Annotated in this window: 7 protein-coding genes; all 7 read right to left on the reverse strand. The window is 70.7% G+C overall.

Annotation, left to right across the window (positions count from 1 at the left end; translation table 11 throughout):
• Nucleotides 1-33: 33 nt before the first annotated feature.
• Nucleotides 34-3,081: an RDD family protein gene (locus tag BQ8008_RS12910; RefSeq protein WP_108834399.1), complete on the reverse strand. Its 3,048-nt coding sequence runs from the start codon at nt 3,079-3,081 to the stop codon at nt 34-36.
• Nucleotides 3,078-5,642 (reverse strand): transglutaminase-like domain-containing protein, encoded by a 2,565-nt coding sequence (locus tag BQ8008_RS12915; RefSeq protein ID WP_108834401.1) that lies wholly within the window; start codon nt 5,640-5,642, stop codon nt 3,078-3,080. The genes BQ8008_RS12910 and BQ8008_RS12915 overlap by 4 nt, the downstream gene beginning before the upstream one ends.
• Complete coding sequence (locus tag BQ8008_RS12920; RefSeq protein ID WP_199908000.1) at nt 5,639-7,006, reverse strand: DUF58 domain-containing protein; 1,368 nt, start codon at nt 7,004-7,006, stop codon at nt 5,639-5,641. Before BQ8008_RS12920 ends, BQ8008_RS12915 begins: the two co-directional genes overlap by 4 nt.
• 5 nt (nt 7,007-7,011) lie before the next feature.
• Nucleotides 7,012-7,977 carry an AAA family ATPase gene (locus BQ8008_RS12930; protein WP_108834403.1) on the reverse strand — a complete coding sequence of 322 codons (966 nt, stop codon included), beginning with the start codon at nt 7,975-7,977 and terminating at the stop codon, nt 7,012-7,014.
• A gap of 80 nt (nt 7,978-8,057) precedes the next feature.
• The gene (locus BQ8008_RS12935) at nt 8,058-14,369 is read right to left on the reverse strand and encodes an Ig-like domain-containing protein (protein WP_108834405.1); all 6,312 of its coding nucleotides are present in this window, start codon (nt 14,367-14,369) and stop codon (nt 8,058-8,060) included.
• Nucleotides 14,366-14,806, reverse strand: coding sequence for an adenylyltransferase/cytidyltransferase family protein (locus BQ8008_RS12940; RefSeq protein ID WP_108834407.1), 441 nt, complete (start codon nt 14,804-14,806; stop codon nt 14,366-14,368). The genes BQ8008_RS12935 and BQ8008_RS12940 overlap by 4 nt, the downstream gene beginning before the upstream one ends.
• Nucleotides 14,806-16,257, reverse strand: coding sequence for a sugar transferase (locus BQ8008_RS12945; protein WP_108834409.1), 1,452 nt, complete (start codon nt 16,255-16,257; stop codon nt 14,806-14,808). Before BQ8008_RS12945 ends, BQ8008_RS12940 begins: the two co-directional genes overlap by 1 nt.
• Between the last annotated feature and the right edge of the window lie 486 nt (nt 16,258-16,743).

A 16,743-nucleotide genomic window follows, 5' to 3' on the forward strand; every position in this document is an offset into this window, starting at 1 on the left:
CGGGCCCCGACACTGAAGGAACCGGCGTCGAGCTCAGACGACCTCGACCTTGAAGGCGATACGACCGAAGAAGATCGTGCTGCCCTCCAGGGCGGACAGCGCCTTGTCCGGCACGGCCTCGATGCTGCTTCCGTCGCGGTGCTCCACCCGGGTGCCGTTGGTGGAGTGCAGGTCGGTGACCCACACCCCATCCAGGAGCGGGAAGATCGCGGCGTGCGTCTTGGACACCGAGCGCGTGGGGTCATCGAGGGCGACGCGCTCCGCACCGGGGTAGGCCGAGATGTTGTCGGGGTCGCGTCCCACAACCGTGGGCTCGTGGATGAGGATCGGGCTGCCTCCCAGCAGCGGGACGAGGCGCACCGACAGTGCCGGGGCCGCAGAGGACGCCGACGGCAGCGACGGGGTGGCCGTCTGGGCACTCGCGGCAGGGACCACCGGGGTGGCGGGAGCAGCCGGGGCACTGGCGGGTGCCGCTGCGCTCGCAGCGCTACCGGCGCTGTGCCCGGTGTGCGCCGAGGTGACGCTCGACGGACTCGCCACGCGACTCGTCCGAGGCTGTGCAGGCACCGGGCCATCGCTCTCCCGGCTCTCGTGACGCGAGGCAGGGACCTCGGAGAGGCCGGTGCGGGCGTCACTGCGGGTGCCGCTGTGGGACTCGCCCTGAAGATCACTGCGGACGTCACCGTGGAGATCACCGTGGAGATCACCGTGGAGATCACCGTGCGCCGCCCGTCCCTCCGCGGGCTCGGGGATCCCCGGGCCCTGGAAGCGGTGCGTGCTGCGCGTCCGCCGTGACGGAGCCTCGGGAGTGGCCGTGCTCGTGGCGCCGCCGGCGTGACCGGGGGTCTGGGCGTGGCTGCGGTGGCTGCGCACGGTCGGGTGGGCGTCGCCCGTCGTCGATGCCGGGACGCCGCCGGGCACCGTGGCGGGGTTGGTCAGGTCCGGCTGGGAGGATACCGGGGAGGGCTTCCGGGGCGACCCGTCGTCGGAGATGATGACCCCTTCCGGAAGGGAGTCCACCGTCGCGGCATCCACCGAGGTCGGGACCGAGGACCAGGGCACCGAGTCGATGAGCGCCTGTGTGTTGCGGTCCCCCGAGGGAAGGATGCTGGAGGTGTCGAAGGTGTGCGCGACCTCTGGGGCCGAGCTCGATCCGGCGGCGAAGCGGTGCCGCTCGGAGGTGAACAGACTCTCACGGCGAGGAACGCCGGGTTGTGACGCCGGCTCTCGCCGATCCTCCGTGGGCGCAGCAGACGAGCTGGAGGTTTTCCTGCCGGGGTTGCCGGACTGAGTCCTCCAGCGCTGGGCGTGGGCATGTCGTGGTTCCATCGTCTGCGATGTTACGGCTTTTGTGGCTTTCGAGCGCGGGACTTGTGTCGATGGTGTCGCATCTTGCGAAGAAGAGGCCTGACGAGCCTCGGAATCATTCGGCTTTTTGGAGGATTCCGCTGAGGGCGTCCTCGCGCCCGGGGACTGATGATCGGCCGGGTGCGGTGCGGAGGGGGACGCGTTGGTCGACGGCTCGGGAGTGTCGTCGACCGCCTCGAGGGTGGCGGTCTCGGCGTCCATCGGCGATGACCTCACCGGGACTGGTCTGCGTGCCTCCGACGGCCTCGACGGCGTCGCCCGCCCCGACGTGGAGGACCGCTTGACGGTCGGCTTCGGCGAGGTCGCGGCGGTTGCCGCGGCGTCCGCGGAACCGGCGGTCCCGGCCGACTGCTCCGCCTGGGCGGGCTGCACCGCTGGGGGCGCCGACCTGGCCGAGGCCTCGGCGGCGGCGAGCGCGGCGGAGGCCTGGGGATCCACGGGGGTGGCGGAGGCCGCGGCGACGGCGGCGGCGTCGGTGTCGGAGACTGCCGGGTTGGCGGAGGCCGCCGATGTCGCGGAGGAGGACAGGGTCGCGGCCTTGGTGGCCTTGGCCGTCCTGGGCGCCTGGATGACGCCGTAGCCGTCAGCTGAGACGGTGGAGCCGAAGACCGCCGAGGTGTAGGCGGCTGCCGTGGCAGGAGCCGTCCGGGAGGCGCTGCTGGGTGAGCCGGCGGCCAGGGGGCGTCCGGCGTGGCGCGCGGGCTGGCCGGGACGGGCGGGCCGAGGCCTGCGGATCGAGGAGGACACGGGGTCCGACGTCGTCGGGTGCGCGGTCCCTCCCGGGGAGGCCATGATCCCCGCCTCGGTGGCGCTCTGCGCACCCACGGTGGCCCCGGCGGCCCCGGCAGCGGCCCCGGCGTCGGCCGTTGAGCTCGCCGAGCCCGCCCGGGACGCGCGTCGCAAGGCCTTCTCCGTCTTCTTCTCCGCCTTCTGATCGCGCCGACGACGGGACCTGGGGGCGGCCTCCGAGTCGAGGTCGGGGGAGGGCTGGGCCGAGGCGCCCGCGGGCGCGGCCGAGGCCTGGGCGGAGTGCGGAGCGTCGTCCCGGCCCGGCCGGTTGGTCTTCCCGGTGTGGAGCAGAGCCATCCCGGAGAGCTTGTCGTGCCAGCCGCGTCCCTCGGGGTCGGAGGCGGCCGAGCGCATGAGGGCGATGGTGCCCAGGCCGAGCGTGGTGACGCTGACGGCCAGGATGAGGTCCGCGTGGAGGAAGGACCCCAGTGGGGAGGGCGTCTGGTTGCGGGCGCCCAGCATGCGCACCCTGAGCAGTAACCCGCCCAGGGACCATCCGGTGGCGGCGATGGCGAGCCACCTCAGACCGACCACGACGGCGAAGGCGATCAGCCCGCTGGTCAGGACCGGCTGGCCGGCCACCTGCCAGATGAGGACGGTCATGCCCGTCACCAGGAGCGAGCCGATGACGAGGTCGATGACCCCGGCAACGACACGCGCCCTGACCGGGGCCGGGGCGAGCCGACGACGCGGCCTCCGCGGCCCCTGCGCGGTGAAGCCGGGAGCATGCGGCGGGCCCGCGTCGTCGGAGCGTCGGCCCTGGCCGTCACCGCGGGGCGGCTCGTCGGGGGCTGTGGGGGCATCGGGAACTATGCCGTACGGGCTCACGCTCGCGGCCTGCGACGCATCCGTGGTGGACTGAGAGGACGTCGGCGGCCCCGCAGCGGTCGGGGCGCTGCTACGGGCGTCAGCCGTGATCGTCATGACCGCAACCTCCTGGGTCGACGTGACCGCCTCCCGGCGGGATGGACAAGAGAGCGCGGGGACAGGCGGGCCATGGCCCGCCCCAGGCGTGAGCGTTCCGCACCCATGGAGCGGACAATCGCGTCTGAGGATTCCCACAACTCCCCTAGAGCGTACGACGCGGGCTCCCCGGAGCTGAAGACCTGAGTGTCAACTGCTCCGGCGAAACGGGGCAGATCGGCCTGCGGGAAGTGCGGGGCCAGCTGCGCGGCCGCCTCGCGCCGGGTGACGCCCCACCCGGGCACGCGCCCCAGGTCCCGGGCGCGGTCGAGGATCTCCTCCCAGGCCCCCAGGGCCTTGCCGACGCCGGTGCGTCCCCGCCGTCGGCTGCGTCTCCAGGCCTTCCAGCCCAGGACGGAGCCCACGACCGCCGCGATGGCCAGGATGGAGCCTCCCACGACGATGACCGCCGTCGGCAGGCCGCCCTTGTCGTCGTCCTGGGGGTCGTTGCGCTGGGGGTCCTCGTAGTTGGGGGGCAGCTGGGCCGGGTCCTCGTTGGGCAGTGGGGGCTGGAGGACGTTGGGCTCGGGGTTGGAGACCTTCTGGGTGGTCTGCTGCTGGGGGACCTGGTCGCGGTCCGGGGTGACGTCGAAGGACACCCAGCCCAGCCCCTCGAAGGGAATCTCCACCCAGGCCTTGACGTCCTCACCGGTGACGGTCTTGGCATCGCCGTCGGTGGCCGGGTCGAAGCCCATGACCACGCGCGCCGGGATGTTGAGCGAGCGGCACATGAGCATCATGAGGACCGAGTACTGCTCGTCGTCGCCGATGAGGGAGTCGGCCTCCACCATCGAGGCGATGCGGGCGGCCCCGTGACCCGGCTGGGAGGGGCTCTGGGTGCCGTCGGAGTAGTAGCTCGTGCGCAGGCGCTGCTGAAGCGCCCGGACCTGGGCGATGGGGTTGGACTCCGCGCCGACGATCTCCTTGGCCAGGGAGGCCACCGACGACGGCACCTGATCGATCGGGCCCAGTGAGGTCTGGGCGATGGACGCCTTGTTGAGCGTGGCCTCCGAGGGCGGCGTGTAGGGGGCGACTCGCTCGGTGAGGACGTCGCCCTCGGCCAGGCCGCTGGTGGCGATGCCGGTGGAGGAGAACTTGTCGTAGTACATGCCCTCGCTCAGGGCGGACTGACGCGGGCCGGAGGACTCGATGCGGATCGTCTCGGGCATGGTGGGGACCCAGGGGAAGCTGTAGTCCTCGATCGTCAGGGAGGAGGTCTGCTTCTTCCCGTCGAGCCGGCTCGCCGTCAGCTGGGTCTTGTCGCCGATGCGCTCGAAGCGTGACTGGCCGTTCTCGTTCTGCCCGATGTGGGCCGACAACCCGTCGTAGGAGTCCATCGCGGCGATGCGGATGCGCCCGCCCTTGGGCAGGTTGGAGGGCTTCATGAGCTGGGTGTGGGCCTTGTCCGTCTCCAGGGTGCGCACCAGGGACAGCGGGCTGGCGTACTCGGTCAGGTCCAGGGGCGGCTGGAACAGGTCTCGCACCACCGTCCGGGAGGCGGGCGCGGCGGGGGTGAGGGCCATGGCGGCCAGGGAGGTGACGATGAGCAGGACGGCCGCGATGACCGCCCCGCGCAGGGCCGCCCGGCCCAGGTCACCGGTCGAGCGTGCGCTCGTGGTCCCCGAGGTCGTGGAGAAGGAGCTCAGGTCCAGGGCCTCGATGACGTGGCTGCGCCGCTGCCGCAGGGAGCCGCAGGTCCACAGGGCCAGGATGCCGGCGACGAACAGGACGCCCAGCGCCGTAGGGCGCACGGCCTCCTGCCCGCCCCAGCCGATGCCGACGACGGGCAGCAGGACGAGGCTCAGCCCGGCCAGGACCTCGCGGCCCGCCAGGATGAGACGGGTCGCCAGAGCCGAGACCACCAGCCCGGCCAGCCACGGCAGCACCGTCATGCCGCTGAAGGAGCTCAGCGGCATCGGTACGGTCAGGGCGTCGCGCCACACGGTGACCGTGGCGGCCAGAACGGTCTTGACGGCCGTGAGCCCGGAGCCGACGTCGGTCAGCAGCCAGGGGGCCACCAGGACGTGCACCAGCGCCAGGGCGGCCATGCTCGGCAGCACCGACAGGCGCAGGCGCGAGCAGGCGAAGGCCGTCAGGCCGCCGATGAGTGCCCCGTAACCCACGGCCAGGCAGCCGATGACGGAGGCGAAGACCGGCAGGAAGGGAACTGCGCCGACGGCGATGATCCCGGCCGCCAGGGTCAGCTCGAGGGCGGCGACCGCCGGTGTGGGCGGCTTGGCTCCTCGCCGCGGAGGCAGGAAGCGGTGAGCCGAGAGCGCCGGCCTGGAAGGACGCGCCAGGAGCGGGCCGGCACCGGTGACCGAGCGGGCCGGTCGAGTCGTTTCGGTGCTGTAGAGACTGCGCGTGCGCGACGAGGTCGCCGTCAGCCACGAGGAGGAGGACTCGGGGGAGCGCGCGGAGGGCTGCCCGGCCGCCTGCGAGGGGGCCTCGGCGGGCGATCCGGAGGCAGGAGAGCCCGCGGTGCGCGGGGGCCAGGTGGTGGGGGTCGTCGTAGGGGTCATAGTGCTCGCCTCAGGGCGGTGGGAAGCTGCTCAAGACGGTCCATGTCCACCACCGGCATCGTTCCGGCGTGGAGGCGCGACAGACCCTGCTGCCCTGCACGCAGGGTGACGGCCACCATGGACAGAGGAGCAAAGCTGCGGGCCCGGGCCAGGGTGGCGCGGTCGACCTCCTGACCGGTGACAAGGACGACGATAGAGGCCTCGGGGTACGCCGTACAGGCGTGTCGCACCAGGAGGTCGCAGCTGACGTCGTCCTCACCGGTGCTCAGCAGGCAGGACGTGTCCAGCATCCGCAGGGACGAGGAGGTGGGCAGGGAACCGATCTGGGTGACGAAGCGGACCTCGCGGCCGTCCTGGATCGCGTCCATGGTCAGGGAGCAGGCGATCGACACCGCGGTCTCGAAGTCCTCCTCACCGGCGTAGTCGTCCTGACGGGTGGACAGCAGGACGAGCAGGCTGGAGCGGCGCGTCTCCTCGAACTGACGCACCATGAGCCTTCCGGTGCGCGCGGTAGTGCGCCAGTGGACGTTGCGCCGGTCGTCGCCGGGGACGTAGTCGCGCAGGGCGTGGAAGGCGACGTCGGAGCTGGACAGGTCCTGGGTGACAGCGCCCTCGATGTCCCGCAGGACGCCGTGCAGCACCGTGTTCAGGCGCAGGGTGCGCGGGTGGATGTGGATGTTCTGGGCTTCGGTCAGGGAGCGCTCGCGCTGGAGCAGCCCCACCGGGTCGCGCTGGACCGCCAGGACCGGACCCACGGTGACGATGCCGCGGCGCTGGGTGGGCAGCACGAAGCCCCGCTCGTGGACGGCCCGGGGGGTCAGGGTGGGGACGACGAAGACGGCGCGCCCCGGCCCCACCGGCATCTCCATGCGCGAGGGCAGCAGTGGCCGCGTGCGCGGGTTGGTGACGGTCAGGCGGATGAGGGCGTGGTCGCCCACCGTGACGCGGGGCTCGAGCAGGCTGTGGTTGACCGAGTAGCCGCCGCGGGGGATGAGCCACAGCCAGGCGCTCACCACGACGACGCCGACGACCGCGGCGGCGCTCCAGGCCTCCTGCCACCCCATGACGGCGCCGGTCAGGCCGCAGGCCGCGAGCAGCACGAGACAGCCCCAGCCCACCGGGGTGATCGTGTGCAGCAGCCAGCGCAGCGGTCTCAGCGCCGTGGCGACGGCGTCGGTCAGTCGGGACCTCGCCGGTCTGGCGGTCAGGGCGGCGCTCGCGGAGGCCGACGATGACGCCGCCGCGGCCGCCGACGCCGAGGAGGCCGGGGACGCTGCGGCGGGGGAGGTGAATGCGCCGGCCCGGCCCGCGGGCCCCGGACGGGCCGGGCGGGCGGAGCTCTGCGACGTCGTCTGAGGCGGCATACGGCTCAATCGCGGGTCGTGGGTGCGGGGACCTGGCTCAGGGCGGCGGTGATGACGCCGGAGGCGGTGGCGCCGGTGAACTCAGCGTCGGGGTCCATGACCAGGCGGTGGGCCCACACGACCTGAGCGAGGTCCTTGACGTCATCGGGCAGGACGAAGCTGCGTCCCTGAGCGGCGGCCCACACGCGGGCGGCGCGGGCCATGCCGATGGCGCCACGGGTGGACACGCCCATGCGGGTCTCCTCGGCGGCGCGCGTGGCCTCGACCAGGGCTCCGATGTAGTCCAGCACCGAGTTCTCGATGTGGTTGGTGGCGGCCAGGTCCGCCATGGAGGCCACGACGGAGGAGGCCACCACCGCGGACAGGTTCTTGGAACGGTCCGGGTGGGCCGAGCTGGACAGGATCTGGGTGAGCGCCTCCCGGTTGGGGTAGCCCACGGAGGCCTTCATGAGGAAGCGGTCCAGTTGGGCCTCGGGCAGTCGGTAGGTGCCGGCCTGCTCGATGGGGTTCTGGGTGGCGATGACCATGAAGGGGCGCTCGGTCGTGTGGCGCACGCCGTCGACCGTCACCTGGGACTCCTCCATGACCTCCAGGAGCGCCGACTGGGTCTTGGGGCTGGCCCGGTTGATCTCGTCGGCCAGGACGATCGAGGAGAAGATGGGGCCGGCGTGGAAGTCCCACGAGCCGGTCTTCTGGTCGTAGATCGTCACGCCCGTGATATCGCTGGGCAGCAGGTCGGGGGTGAACTGGATACGCGAGTGCGTCCCCTGCACCGAGGCGGCCAGGGCGCGGGCCAGGGCGGTCTTGCCGGTTCCGGGGGCGTCCTCGAGCAGGAGGTGCCCCTCGGAGAGCATGGTGGTCAGGGCCAGTTTGATCACGTCCTCCTTGTCCAGCAGCGCCTGACCGACGTTGTTGACAATGGTGGAGAAGGCGTCAGCGAACCATGTCGCGTTCTCGGGGGTCATCGGCATGGAATCAATGATCCTTCGGGTGGAGAGATGTGAGTGTGTGAGTTGTTGCGTACCGGGCATCGATCCGGTTAATGATCCGGTTACTGCTGGGTGCAGGTGATGGACTGGTTCCAGTTCGGTGTCCGGTGGGGGAACTTGTGCCGGGAGTACCCGTTCTTATCGAGAGATACCTCCTCCTCGTTCCAAGCGGGCTCCCAGTTCCAGGTGTCCCAGTACCAGTAGCCGCAGGACAGGGTGCTGTTGGGGTTGCCGGAGAGATCGAAGACCATCTGGTAGCAGCTGCCCCAGCGGCCGAAGGGACGGCAGGTCTGGGTGTAGTCCACGTAGAACTGCGTCTGGGTGCCGACCGGGACGGTCTTCTCGTCGTCGTCGTCATCGTCGTCGTCATCGTCGTCCTGCTTGGGCGGCCTGGCGACGGTGTCGCAGGCCCACTCCGAGGTACCGGTGTTGTTCGTGGCACGCACGCACCAGGTGACGGCCTTGCCGGCCTTGAGCTTCTTGTCGTAGCCCTCGCCCACCTCGATGCTCTTCACGGTGTTGCCGGCGTCGTCGGACTGCTCGTAGCTGGTGCCGGCGCCGTTGTTGGCGCTGGGGGTCCAGGAGCACACGGCGTGCTTCTGCTCCTTGCCGCCGAGCTCGCAGCTGACCGAGGGCGCCGACGGCGGACCGTAGGGCGCCACCGGTGAGGAGGAGACGACCTCGGAGTACTGCCCGCCGCCGTTGGTCCGGGCGTAGACCGTGTAGGCCCGCCCGTCGGTCAGGCCCCGGATGGTCGAGGAACTGGTCCAGTTGACCTGGTCGACCGAGTACTCCACTGACAGGTCGCCCACGCTCCAGCCGTTACCGGCCCGCGGCGAGGCGTTGACGGAGAGCTCTCCGCTGTTGCCGGTGGCCTTGACGATGGGGGTCGAGGGGGGCAGCGGAGTCGACTTGTAGGCGTAGCTGGCCTGGGCCGAGGTCTTGGTCCCGTGACCGTTGTCGGCCACGACCCAGAAGGTCCAGGATCCCGGAGACAGTGAGACGCTGGTGGAGGTGGCGCCTCCGACGTTCTTCGAGTCGCTCGTGTTGCCGTTGGAGTAGTACAGCGTGTAACTGACGGGGCTGCCGTTGCCGTTGGCTGCCTGCCAGCCGACGGTGACCGTTCCTCCGTTGGGGGTGATGACGGGAGTTCCGGGGGTGCCGGGCTCCCCGAAGGGCGTCACCTGGTTCGACGGAGAGGACCATGCCGAGGGTGCTCCCTGGTTCGGGACGGCGCGCACCTGCGCGGTGTAGCTGCGGCCCGAGCCAACGGCGATCTCGGCCTGGGTCCCGGTGAGCCCGGTCCTGATCTCCCCGTTGGACAGACGCACGTCATAGGTCATTCCGGACCCGGTGGGGTCCTCCACCTCGTTCCAGCTGACGGTGAGGCTGCCCGAGCTGGCCGCCAGTGTGGGTGCGGCGGGCGTCTTGGCCGTGGCGTTGTGCTGGTAGGACACCGTCGCCGCGTCGGAGTCGCCGTACTTGTTGGTGGCCACCACCTGGACGGTGTAGGAGCGGCCGGGCTCCAGGCCGCTGATGAGGCAGTTGGAGGTCGCGCAGGCCTGCGTGACGCCGTCGACGCTCACCTTGTAGCCGGTGATGGGGGAACCGGTGGAGGCCCCGTCGTTCCAGGACACGCGCGCCGAGGTCGCGCTCATGGGCGCCACGCTCACCCCGGAGGGGGCGGTGGGGGCCACGCCGCCGACCTGCACGGTGATGGTGCCGGTGACGGCCCGCGACTCGGATCCGGTGGAGTCCAGCACCCTGTACTGGGCGGTGATGGTGCCGTGGAAGCCGGCGGCCGGGGTGATGGTCACGGTGGTGCCGGAGACATTCACCGTGCCCTGTCCGGAGGTGATCGTCGGAGTGCCGGACAGGGTGATCGGCTTGTTCGGGAAGGGGTTGCTCACCGCCGTGGACACGTCGGCGCTCACCGCCTCGCCGTTGCGGGACTCCAGGGTGATCGGCGCCGCGGTCATGAGCGGCTTGTTGGAGGCGCTCACCCGTACGGGCAGGGAGGCGCTCACCGGCGGGTTGACGCCGTCGGAGACCGTGATCGGGATGGAGCCGGTGGTGCCCTCGGTGGCCTTGTCGGAGGCCTTGACGGACAGCGACGACCCGCTCAGGGAGATGTCGAAGCCCGCGGGGGCGGGGCCGGCCTGGAAGGAGAGCTTGTCGCTCGGGTCCGGGTCGGTGGTCATGGCCGCCAGGTTGGCCGTCACGGTTCCCTCGCCCGGCGCCACCGTCACCTCGGTGGGGGTGAAGGTCGGCGGTTTGTTCGTTGAGGAGTCCACGACGATCGGCAGCGTGAGCGTGGAGCTCAGGGCGTCCGAGCCGGTGCCGTCGGCCACGGTGAAGGTCACTGAGGTCTGGCCGGTGAAGCCCGACTCGGGTGTGAAGGACAGTGCCGTCCCGTTCGAGGCGGTCTTGGCGTCCTTGGTGCCCTTGGCCATGTGGATCGAGGAGGAGTCCGCGATGACGGGCTTCGTCCCCTCACGGGTGAGGATGTAGGAGGACAGGTTGATGTCCGTGGTCTTGTCCGCCGTCACGTGGGCGGGCACGGCCGAGGGGTTGATGCGGGGGCGTAGGGCGGACCGGGCCGGCACCACGACGACGGCGTGACCGGTCAGCCCGTCGGCGTCGGTGATCGTGTAGAGCACCAGCCGCTGGGTCTCGCCCACCGTGAGGCTGAGGGAGTCCTTGCCCACCTCGACGTCGGGGTCGGAGGAGGAGAGCTTGAGGTCCCACGGCGAGCCGTCGGTGTCCTTGTCGTTGTCCAGGACCGGGACGGTCACCCGGCCGTTGGCGTCGACCTGGTCGACGGTCACGTAGTCATCCACGCCCACCGGGTTGGCCAGCGGCGCGTTGCTGGAGACCTGGACGGTGACGGTGCCCGTGTCGGTGCCGCCGCGCCCGTCGGAGACGGTGTAGGTGACCGAGTGGTTCCCCTCCTTGCCCGGCAGGTTGAGCACCAGGCGGCCGGCGCGGGTGGACACGCCCAGCGACGGGTCGCTGGAGACCGGGTCGCCCTCCAGGGACAGGGTGTCGCCGTCGGTGTCCAGGTCGTTGGACAGGACATCCACGGCCACGGTGCGTCCCGGCTTGGCCACCACCAGGTCATCGCTGGCCACCGGGGCCACGTTGATCGGGGAGGCCTGGGCGACGCCCACGCGGACGGTGCCGGTGGACTGGGCCCCGAAGCGGTCCTCGACGACGTAGGTGAAGGTGTCGGTGCCGGTGGCGCCCTCGGAGGGCTTGTAGGTGAGCCACGAGGAGTTGACCTCCACCGAGCCCAGGGAGGGGGCCTGGTTGAGTCCCACGAGGCTCACCGAGTCGCCGTCCGGGTCGATGCCGTCCAAGGGCACGGTGATGTTCGTGGACGAGCCGGACAGGGTACGGGCCTCCAGGTTGCGCGGTGAGGGCGCGGAGTTGTGCTCGGCGTCCTGCGCTCGCACCTCCACGGTGAGGACCCCCGAGGCGGTCTGCCCCTGGTCGTCCTTGACGGTGTAGGCGTAGGAGGTGCGTCCGGGCTGGTTGCCGGCGCGGAAGCGGACGGTGTCCTCGCTGACCCAGGCGGTGCCCAGCTCGTCGCCGACGAGGCTGACCTGGGAGTCCACCGACAGGTTGAGGCCCGAGGGGGAGGAGTCGTTGTCCAGGACGGAGGCGGTGACGACGTCGCCGGCGCGCACGACGGCCGTGTCGTCGGTGACCACCGGCGGCTGGGACTGGGACTGGGTCACCGGGACGATCGCGACCTTCCCGGTGGCGCTGGAGGTGCCGTTGGTGACGGTGTAGTCCACCGTCAGGTTGGCCGGGACCGTGCTGGCCGCGGTGATCTGTAGCAGGGAGTGGTCCACGACCGTGACGGTGACGCCCGAGTCCGGCGGGGTGCTCACCGACTGCAGGACCAGGATCTCCCCGGAGGGGTCGAAGTCGTTGTTGAGCGGGGCGATGGTCGTCGAGCCGCCGTTGCGCAGCAGGGCGGTGTCGTTCTCGACCTCGGGCGGCACCGTGGCGTCGGCCTTGGGGGTGACGTCCACGCGCACGATCCCCTGGGCCGTGTTGGCCCCGTCCATGACGTCGTAGGTGAGGTAGTAGGTCTGGGCCTGGGCACTGGCGTCGGTGGAGAAGGTGAAGACGCCCGCCTGCTGGTCGACGTCGATCGAGGTCCCGGCGGGGGCCTCCTGGACCGCGGCCAGGCGCAGCGTCCCCCCGGAGGGAGAGGTGTCGTTGTCCAGAGGCGAGACGACGGCCTTGGTTCCCGCCACGACGCGCACGTGGTCGGCGTTGGCGATCGGCTTGGCCGACTGAGCCGGCTGCACATCGACCTTGACCACGCCGGAGGTGGTCTCCCGGCCGTCGGAGACCGTGACGGTCAGGTCCCGGGAGCCGGTGCCGGCGCCCAGCTCGCGCACGGTGACGGTGCCCTCGTTGGAGACCTTGACGTCCATCCCCTCACCCTGGGCGGAGACCAGGTAGAGGTCGTCCCCGTCGGGGTCCAGCCAGTGGCCCAGCACGTCCAGGGAGCCGGAGGCCCCCTCGGCGACGGTCAGGGTCGGGGTGGTGTTCTGGTTCGGGGCGCCGTTGACGTCCCAGCCGTGGACGTCCACGGTGGCGACGGCGGAGTCGCTCATGCCGCGACCGTCGTCGGCCGTGTAGGGCACGGAGTAGCTGCCGGTGGCGTTGTCCGGGACGTCCATGCGCAGGGCCAGTCCGCCCTGGGCCTTGGTGGCCGTCAACGACCCGCCGTTGTCCTGCGGGGTGGCGGTGAGGACGTCGCCGTCGGGATCGGAGTCGTTGGCCAGCACGGGCAGGAGCGCTGAGCGGCCCGGGCGCACTCCGAAGCTGTCGTCGACCGCCTTGGGGGCGTGGTTCTCCTCGGTGCGCTCCGGCGGCGTCTGGGACTCCGAGGTGTTGGCGGAGTCGTCCTTCTGGTCGGCGTTGTCATCTGTCTGGGCGGTCTTGTCCGTCCAGTCGTCGATGAGGACGAGGTCGTTGTTGGGCAGCCACACCGAGCCCGTCTCCAGGTCGTTGAGCACGATGGCGTCGCGGTTGACCCGGAAGATCGGGGCTGAGGAGGAGGCGAGCTTGTCGTCGTGGAGGGTGTCGGTGCCGCCGCTGAACAGACCCGAGCAACTGCGCACGAACTGGCCGGAGCCGGACCAGGCCGCGTACACGCACTTGCCCAGGCGCACCGGCTGGGCGGGCACTCCCTCGGGGGCGGAGCTCTCCTTGGACGACGGCGTCTTGGTGGTCTTGCCCCCGTCCAGCGGTACGGAGATGAGGGCGTCGCGGGAGGCAACCAGCACCGAGTCGGCCTCGGGGCCGGGCTGCTGGAGCACCAGGCCGGAGGCCCCCAGGTTGACGGTCTTGCCCTCGGGCAGGTGGAGGATCCCGGTGCTGCGCTCGAGCACCACGGGCTTGTCACCAACGGCGGTGATGGCCAGGTCGGTGCCGGAGGTCAGTGACAAGGAGGTGTTGGTGGCCTCCTCCCAGCCCTTGCCGCCGGCCTCCAGGGAGACCAGGGACTTGGTGGTGGGTGAGGCCGCGTAGATGGCGCCGTCCTTGCCGACGACGGCGACGACGTCGGGCATGCCGGTGACCACGGGCGCGGCTGCGGTCAGGGAACCGGCCGTCTTGGCCTTGGTGGCACGGATGGTGCCCTGGACCTTGTCGATGGCGATGACCCGGTCGCCGCCCTGGGCGATCGTGACGCCCTTGGTGAGCTGGGTGCGTCCGGAGAAGGAGACCTGGGAGGGGTCGACCGAGGAGACGGAGGCGTCACCCGAGTCGGGGACCAGGACGTCCTCGGCGTTCTGAGTGACGTCGAAGGAGGACGAGGAGGTACGGATCGTGCCGTCGACCTCGCGGGAGGGGTAGTTGAGGCGGGCCACGAGGTGGTTGGAGGTGGAGGTGACCCACACGCCGCCGTCGTTGAGGTGCAGGTCGGCCTGGGCCACGCCCTCGTGGAGCCAGGCGGCCGTTCCCAGGGCGGCCACGCACAGGACCGCCGCCAGCGAGGACAGTCGCTTGCGCAGCCGCTGGCGCTGGGCCCGCGACTGGGGGATGCGGAAGGTCGCCGCCAGGCGGGAGGTGGTGGTGCCGGAGGTGAGCCCGGAGCCGGTGTCCTGGGCGTCGGCGGCCTGAGAACCCTGGGAACCGCCCTGGGAACTCGTGGGCCGGCGCCGAGGACGCAGGGCTCTCGCGGCACGGGCGAGGAGACCGGGGCGGTCGGTGGAGGACTGGTCGGTCTGGGCGGTGCTGGAGCCGGATCGGTTGGTTCCGCCGTCGCCGGCACCGGAGGCGGCCGTGGCGGAGTCGACGCTGCGCGACGGGTTGTCGGGCGCTTCGAAGTCGTTACGTGAAGTGGTCACTGGGCCCCTTGGGGACTACGAGATGCGACCTCCTGGACGAGGGTTCGTCGCAGCATCGTCGAGGAGGTGGTGGGTGTGTAGGGCAGGTAGATCACCGAGGCGCCCACCTCAGCCATCTCGGCCTCGAGGCGGCGGCCCTTGTCCGTGCCCTCCCAGTCGGTGCCCTTGAACAGCACGTCGAAGGGGGAGCGTTTCCAGGCCAGGCGCTTGTCCTGGTCGTAGTCGGGAACCACGGAGTTCACCATGCGCAGCGCGGCCACCATGGCCATGCGCTCGGCCAGGGGCACGATGGGGCCGCGCCCCTTCATCCTCTCCAGGGACTCGTCGGTGGCGACTCCTGCGATGAGGTGGTCGCAGCGCTTGGCGGCCTCGGTGAGGATGTTGAGGTGTCCCACGTGCAGCATGTCGAAGCCGCCGGGGACGTAGCCGGTGATCATCAGTAAGCTCCCTTTCCGCCGATGACCGCGCGCAGCGTCCCGGCGAAGATCTTCGCGTCCAGGGCTCCGCCCCGGTTCTCCACGTAGTGACGGTCCAGGGCCACGGTGGAGGCCCAGGACAGGTCCGAACGTCCGGAGATCTGCCACAGGCCGGTCAGCCCGGGCTTGACCAGGAGACGACGCAGAGCCTCGGCGTCGTACTTGGCGACCTCGACGGGAAGTGCGGGGCGGGGCCCCACCAGGCTCATGTCGCCGCGTACGACGTTGATGAGCTGAGGCAGCTCGTCGATCGACAGACGGCGGATCCAGCGGCCCACCCGGGTGATGCGCGGGTCCTGGCGGTCCTTGAACATGACCTCGTTACCGGCGTCGCCACCGGCCTTGACCACGGAGGCCCGGCGGGCGTCGGAGTCGATGTACATCGAGCGGAACTTCCACATGGTGAAGGGCTTGCCGTTCTGGCCCACGCGGGTCTGGGTGTAGAAGACCGGCCCGGGGGAATCGATGCGGATCGCGACCGCGGTGGCCGCCAGCAGCGGCGAGATGAGCGTCAGCCCGACGGCGCCGGCGAACCGGTCGAACAGGGACTTGCCCAGAGCGCGGGTACGGCGGGTCTTGACGGCGATGAGACCGGTCCAGCCGTGCGTGACGGTCAGGGCCCGCATGCGCCCGGGCACGACGTCCTGCAGGCCGGGGGCGACGACGAGGCGCACCTGGGTGTTCTCCAGGCCGCGCATGAGGGTCACCAGGTCCTCCGGGGTGACCGAGCCGACCGTCATGACGGCGTCGATGCGCTCGGCGTGCAGGGTCTGGGTGATGTGCTGGGGGCTGCGCACGGGCTCGGCCGAGTGGAAGGCGCGGTCCTGCCCGGAGGACAGGTAGCCCACGATGAGGAAGCCGTCCATGGGGTGGCGGCGCAGCTGGGTGAGCAGGGGCTGGGCGCCAGAGCCCATGACGATGAGGGTGCGGCGCAGCGCGTGGCCCTCGAGGCGGCGGCGGCGCAGCCAGCCGGACTCGATGGAGCGTCCGGTGATGGCCAGGAGGAGCTGGACCGCCAGGGCCGCCATGAGGGTGGTCCGGGCGACTCCGGACAGGTCGGCCAGCAGCAGGGCCACCGGGACGCTCACGGCGGCCGCGGCGACGAAACGACCCGTGCCGGGTCCGGCCTGCTCCACGGCGTCGATGCCGAGGGCTCCCAGGAACCAGGCGATGAGCACCATCGTGGTGCCCACCGTGGCCGCGGACCAGACCAGTGACAGGTGGCCGCCCAGCAGGGCGACCCAGACAGGGGCGGTGACGGCGAAGAGGTCGGACAGCACGAGCCAGATGACGAGGTCGCGGCGCGTGCGTGCCCAGGGACTGCGCGGAGCTGTGGTGGAGGTGGCGTCGGCTGCTGTCGAGGGACGCCGGTGCTGCTCGCGCTGGGGCAGTGTCAGGGTCGAACTAGACAAGGTGGACTCCGCAGGGATCGAGGGTGGGTAATAACTGGTCGAGTGGTGCTGACGGGACGTCGCGAACAGCAGCAGTTTTAGAATGCTACTAACTCTGGACGGCGTTATTTGTGGGAAGTGGCCAAGATCGCAGGGTCAGGAAGAGGAGTCGGGGTGCGTTTGAAGTGACTCTATGTTACAGGTGAGCAACGATGCAGAGGTGCCAATACACTTATGAGGGACCTTTCAGGGTTTGTCCAGCAAGGGGTGTTTGGCCTGGTCAAGGCCGGTTTGCTGGGGTTATGCCAAGGGGGGTGGTTGGGGGTCGGTCAATGTCACAAGTCGATAAACAAAAGATAGCAGGTCGCTGATGATGGTGCGTCTACTCTCGTGCCTGTCTTCAGTCTTCCCCCGACGCCAGATTGTGACCTTCCTACAACATCAGGAGTGCGATGTGACCCAGCCGAAGCCTTCGGCACCTGCGCGGACCTCTCCGGCGGGTGCCCC

This window comes from Actinomyces sp. Marseille-P3109, assembly GCF_900323545.1.
Classification (GTDB): Bacteria; Actinomycetota; Actinomycetes; order Actinomycetales; family Actinomycetaceae; genus Actinomyces.

What these genes read in the sequence shown, in the direction of transcription:
- BQ8008_RS12920 (WP_199908000.1), bottom strand. Translation starts at nt 7,006, where the DNA reads ATGCCGCCTCAGACGACGTCGCAGAGCTCCGCCCGCCCGGCCCGTCCG.
- BQ8008_RS12940 (WP_108834407.1), bottom strand. Translation starts at nt 14,806, where the DNA reads ATGATCACCGGCTACGTCCCCGGCGGCTTCGACATGCTGCACGTGGGA.
- BQ8008_RS12915 (WP_108834401.1), bottom strand. Translation starts at nt 5,642, where the DNA reads ATGACCCCTACGACGACCCCCACCACCTGGCCCCCGCGCACCGCGGGC.
- BQ8008_RS12910 (WP_108834399.1), bottom strand. Translation starts at nt 3,081, where the DNA reads ATGACGATCACGGCTGACGCCCGTAGCAGCGCCCCGACCGCTGCGGGG.
- BQ8008_RS12930 (WP_108834403.1), bottom strand. Translation starts at nt 7,977, where the DNA reads ATGCCGATGACCCCCGAGAACGCGACATGGTTCGCTGACGCCTTCTCC.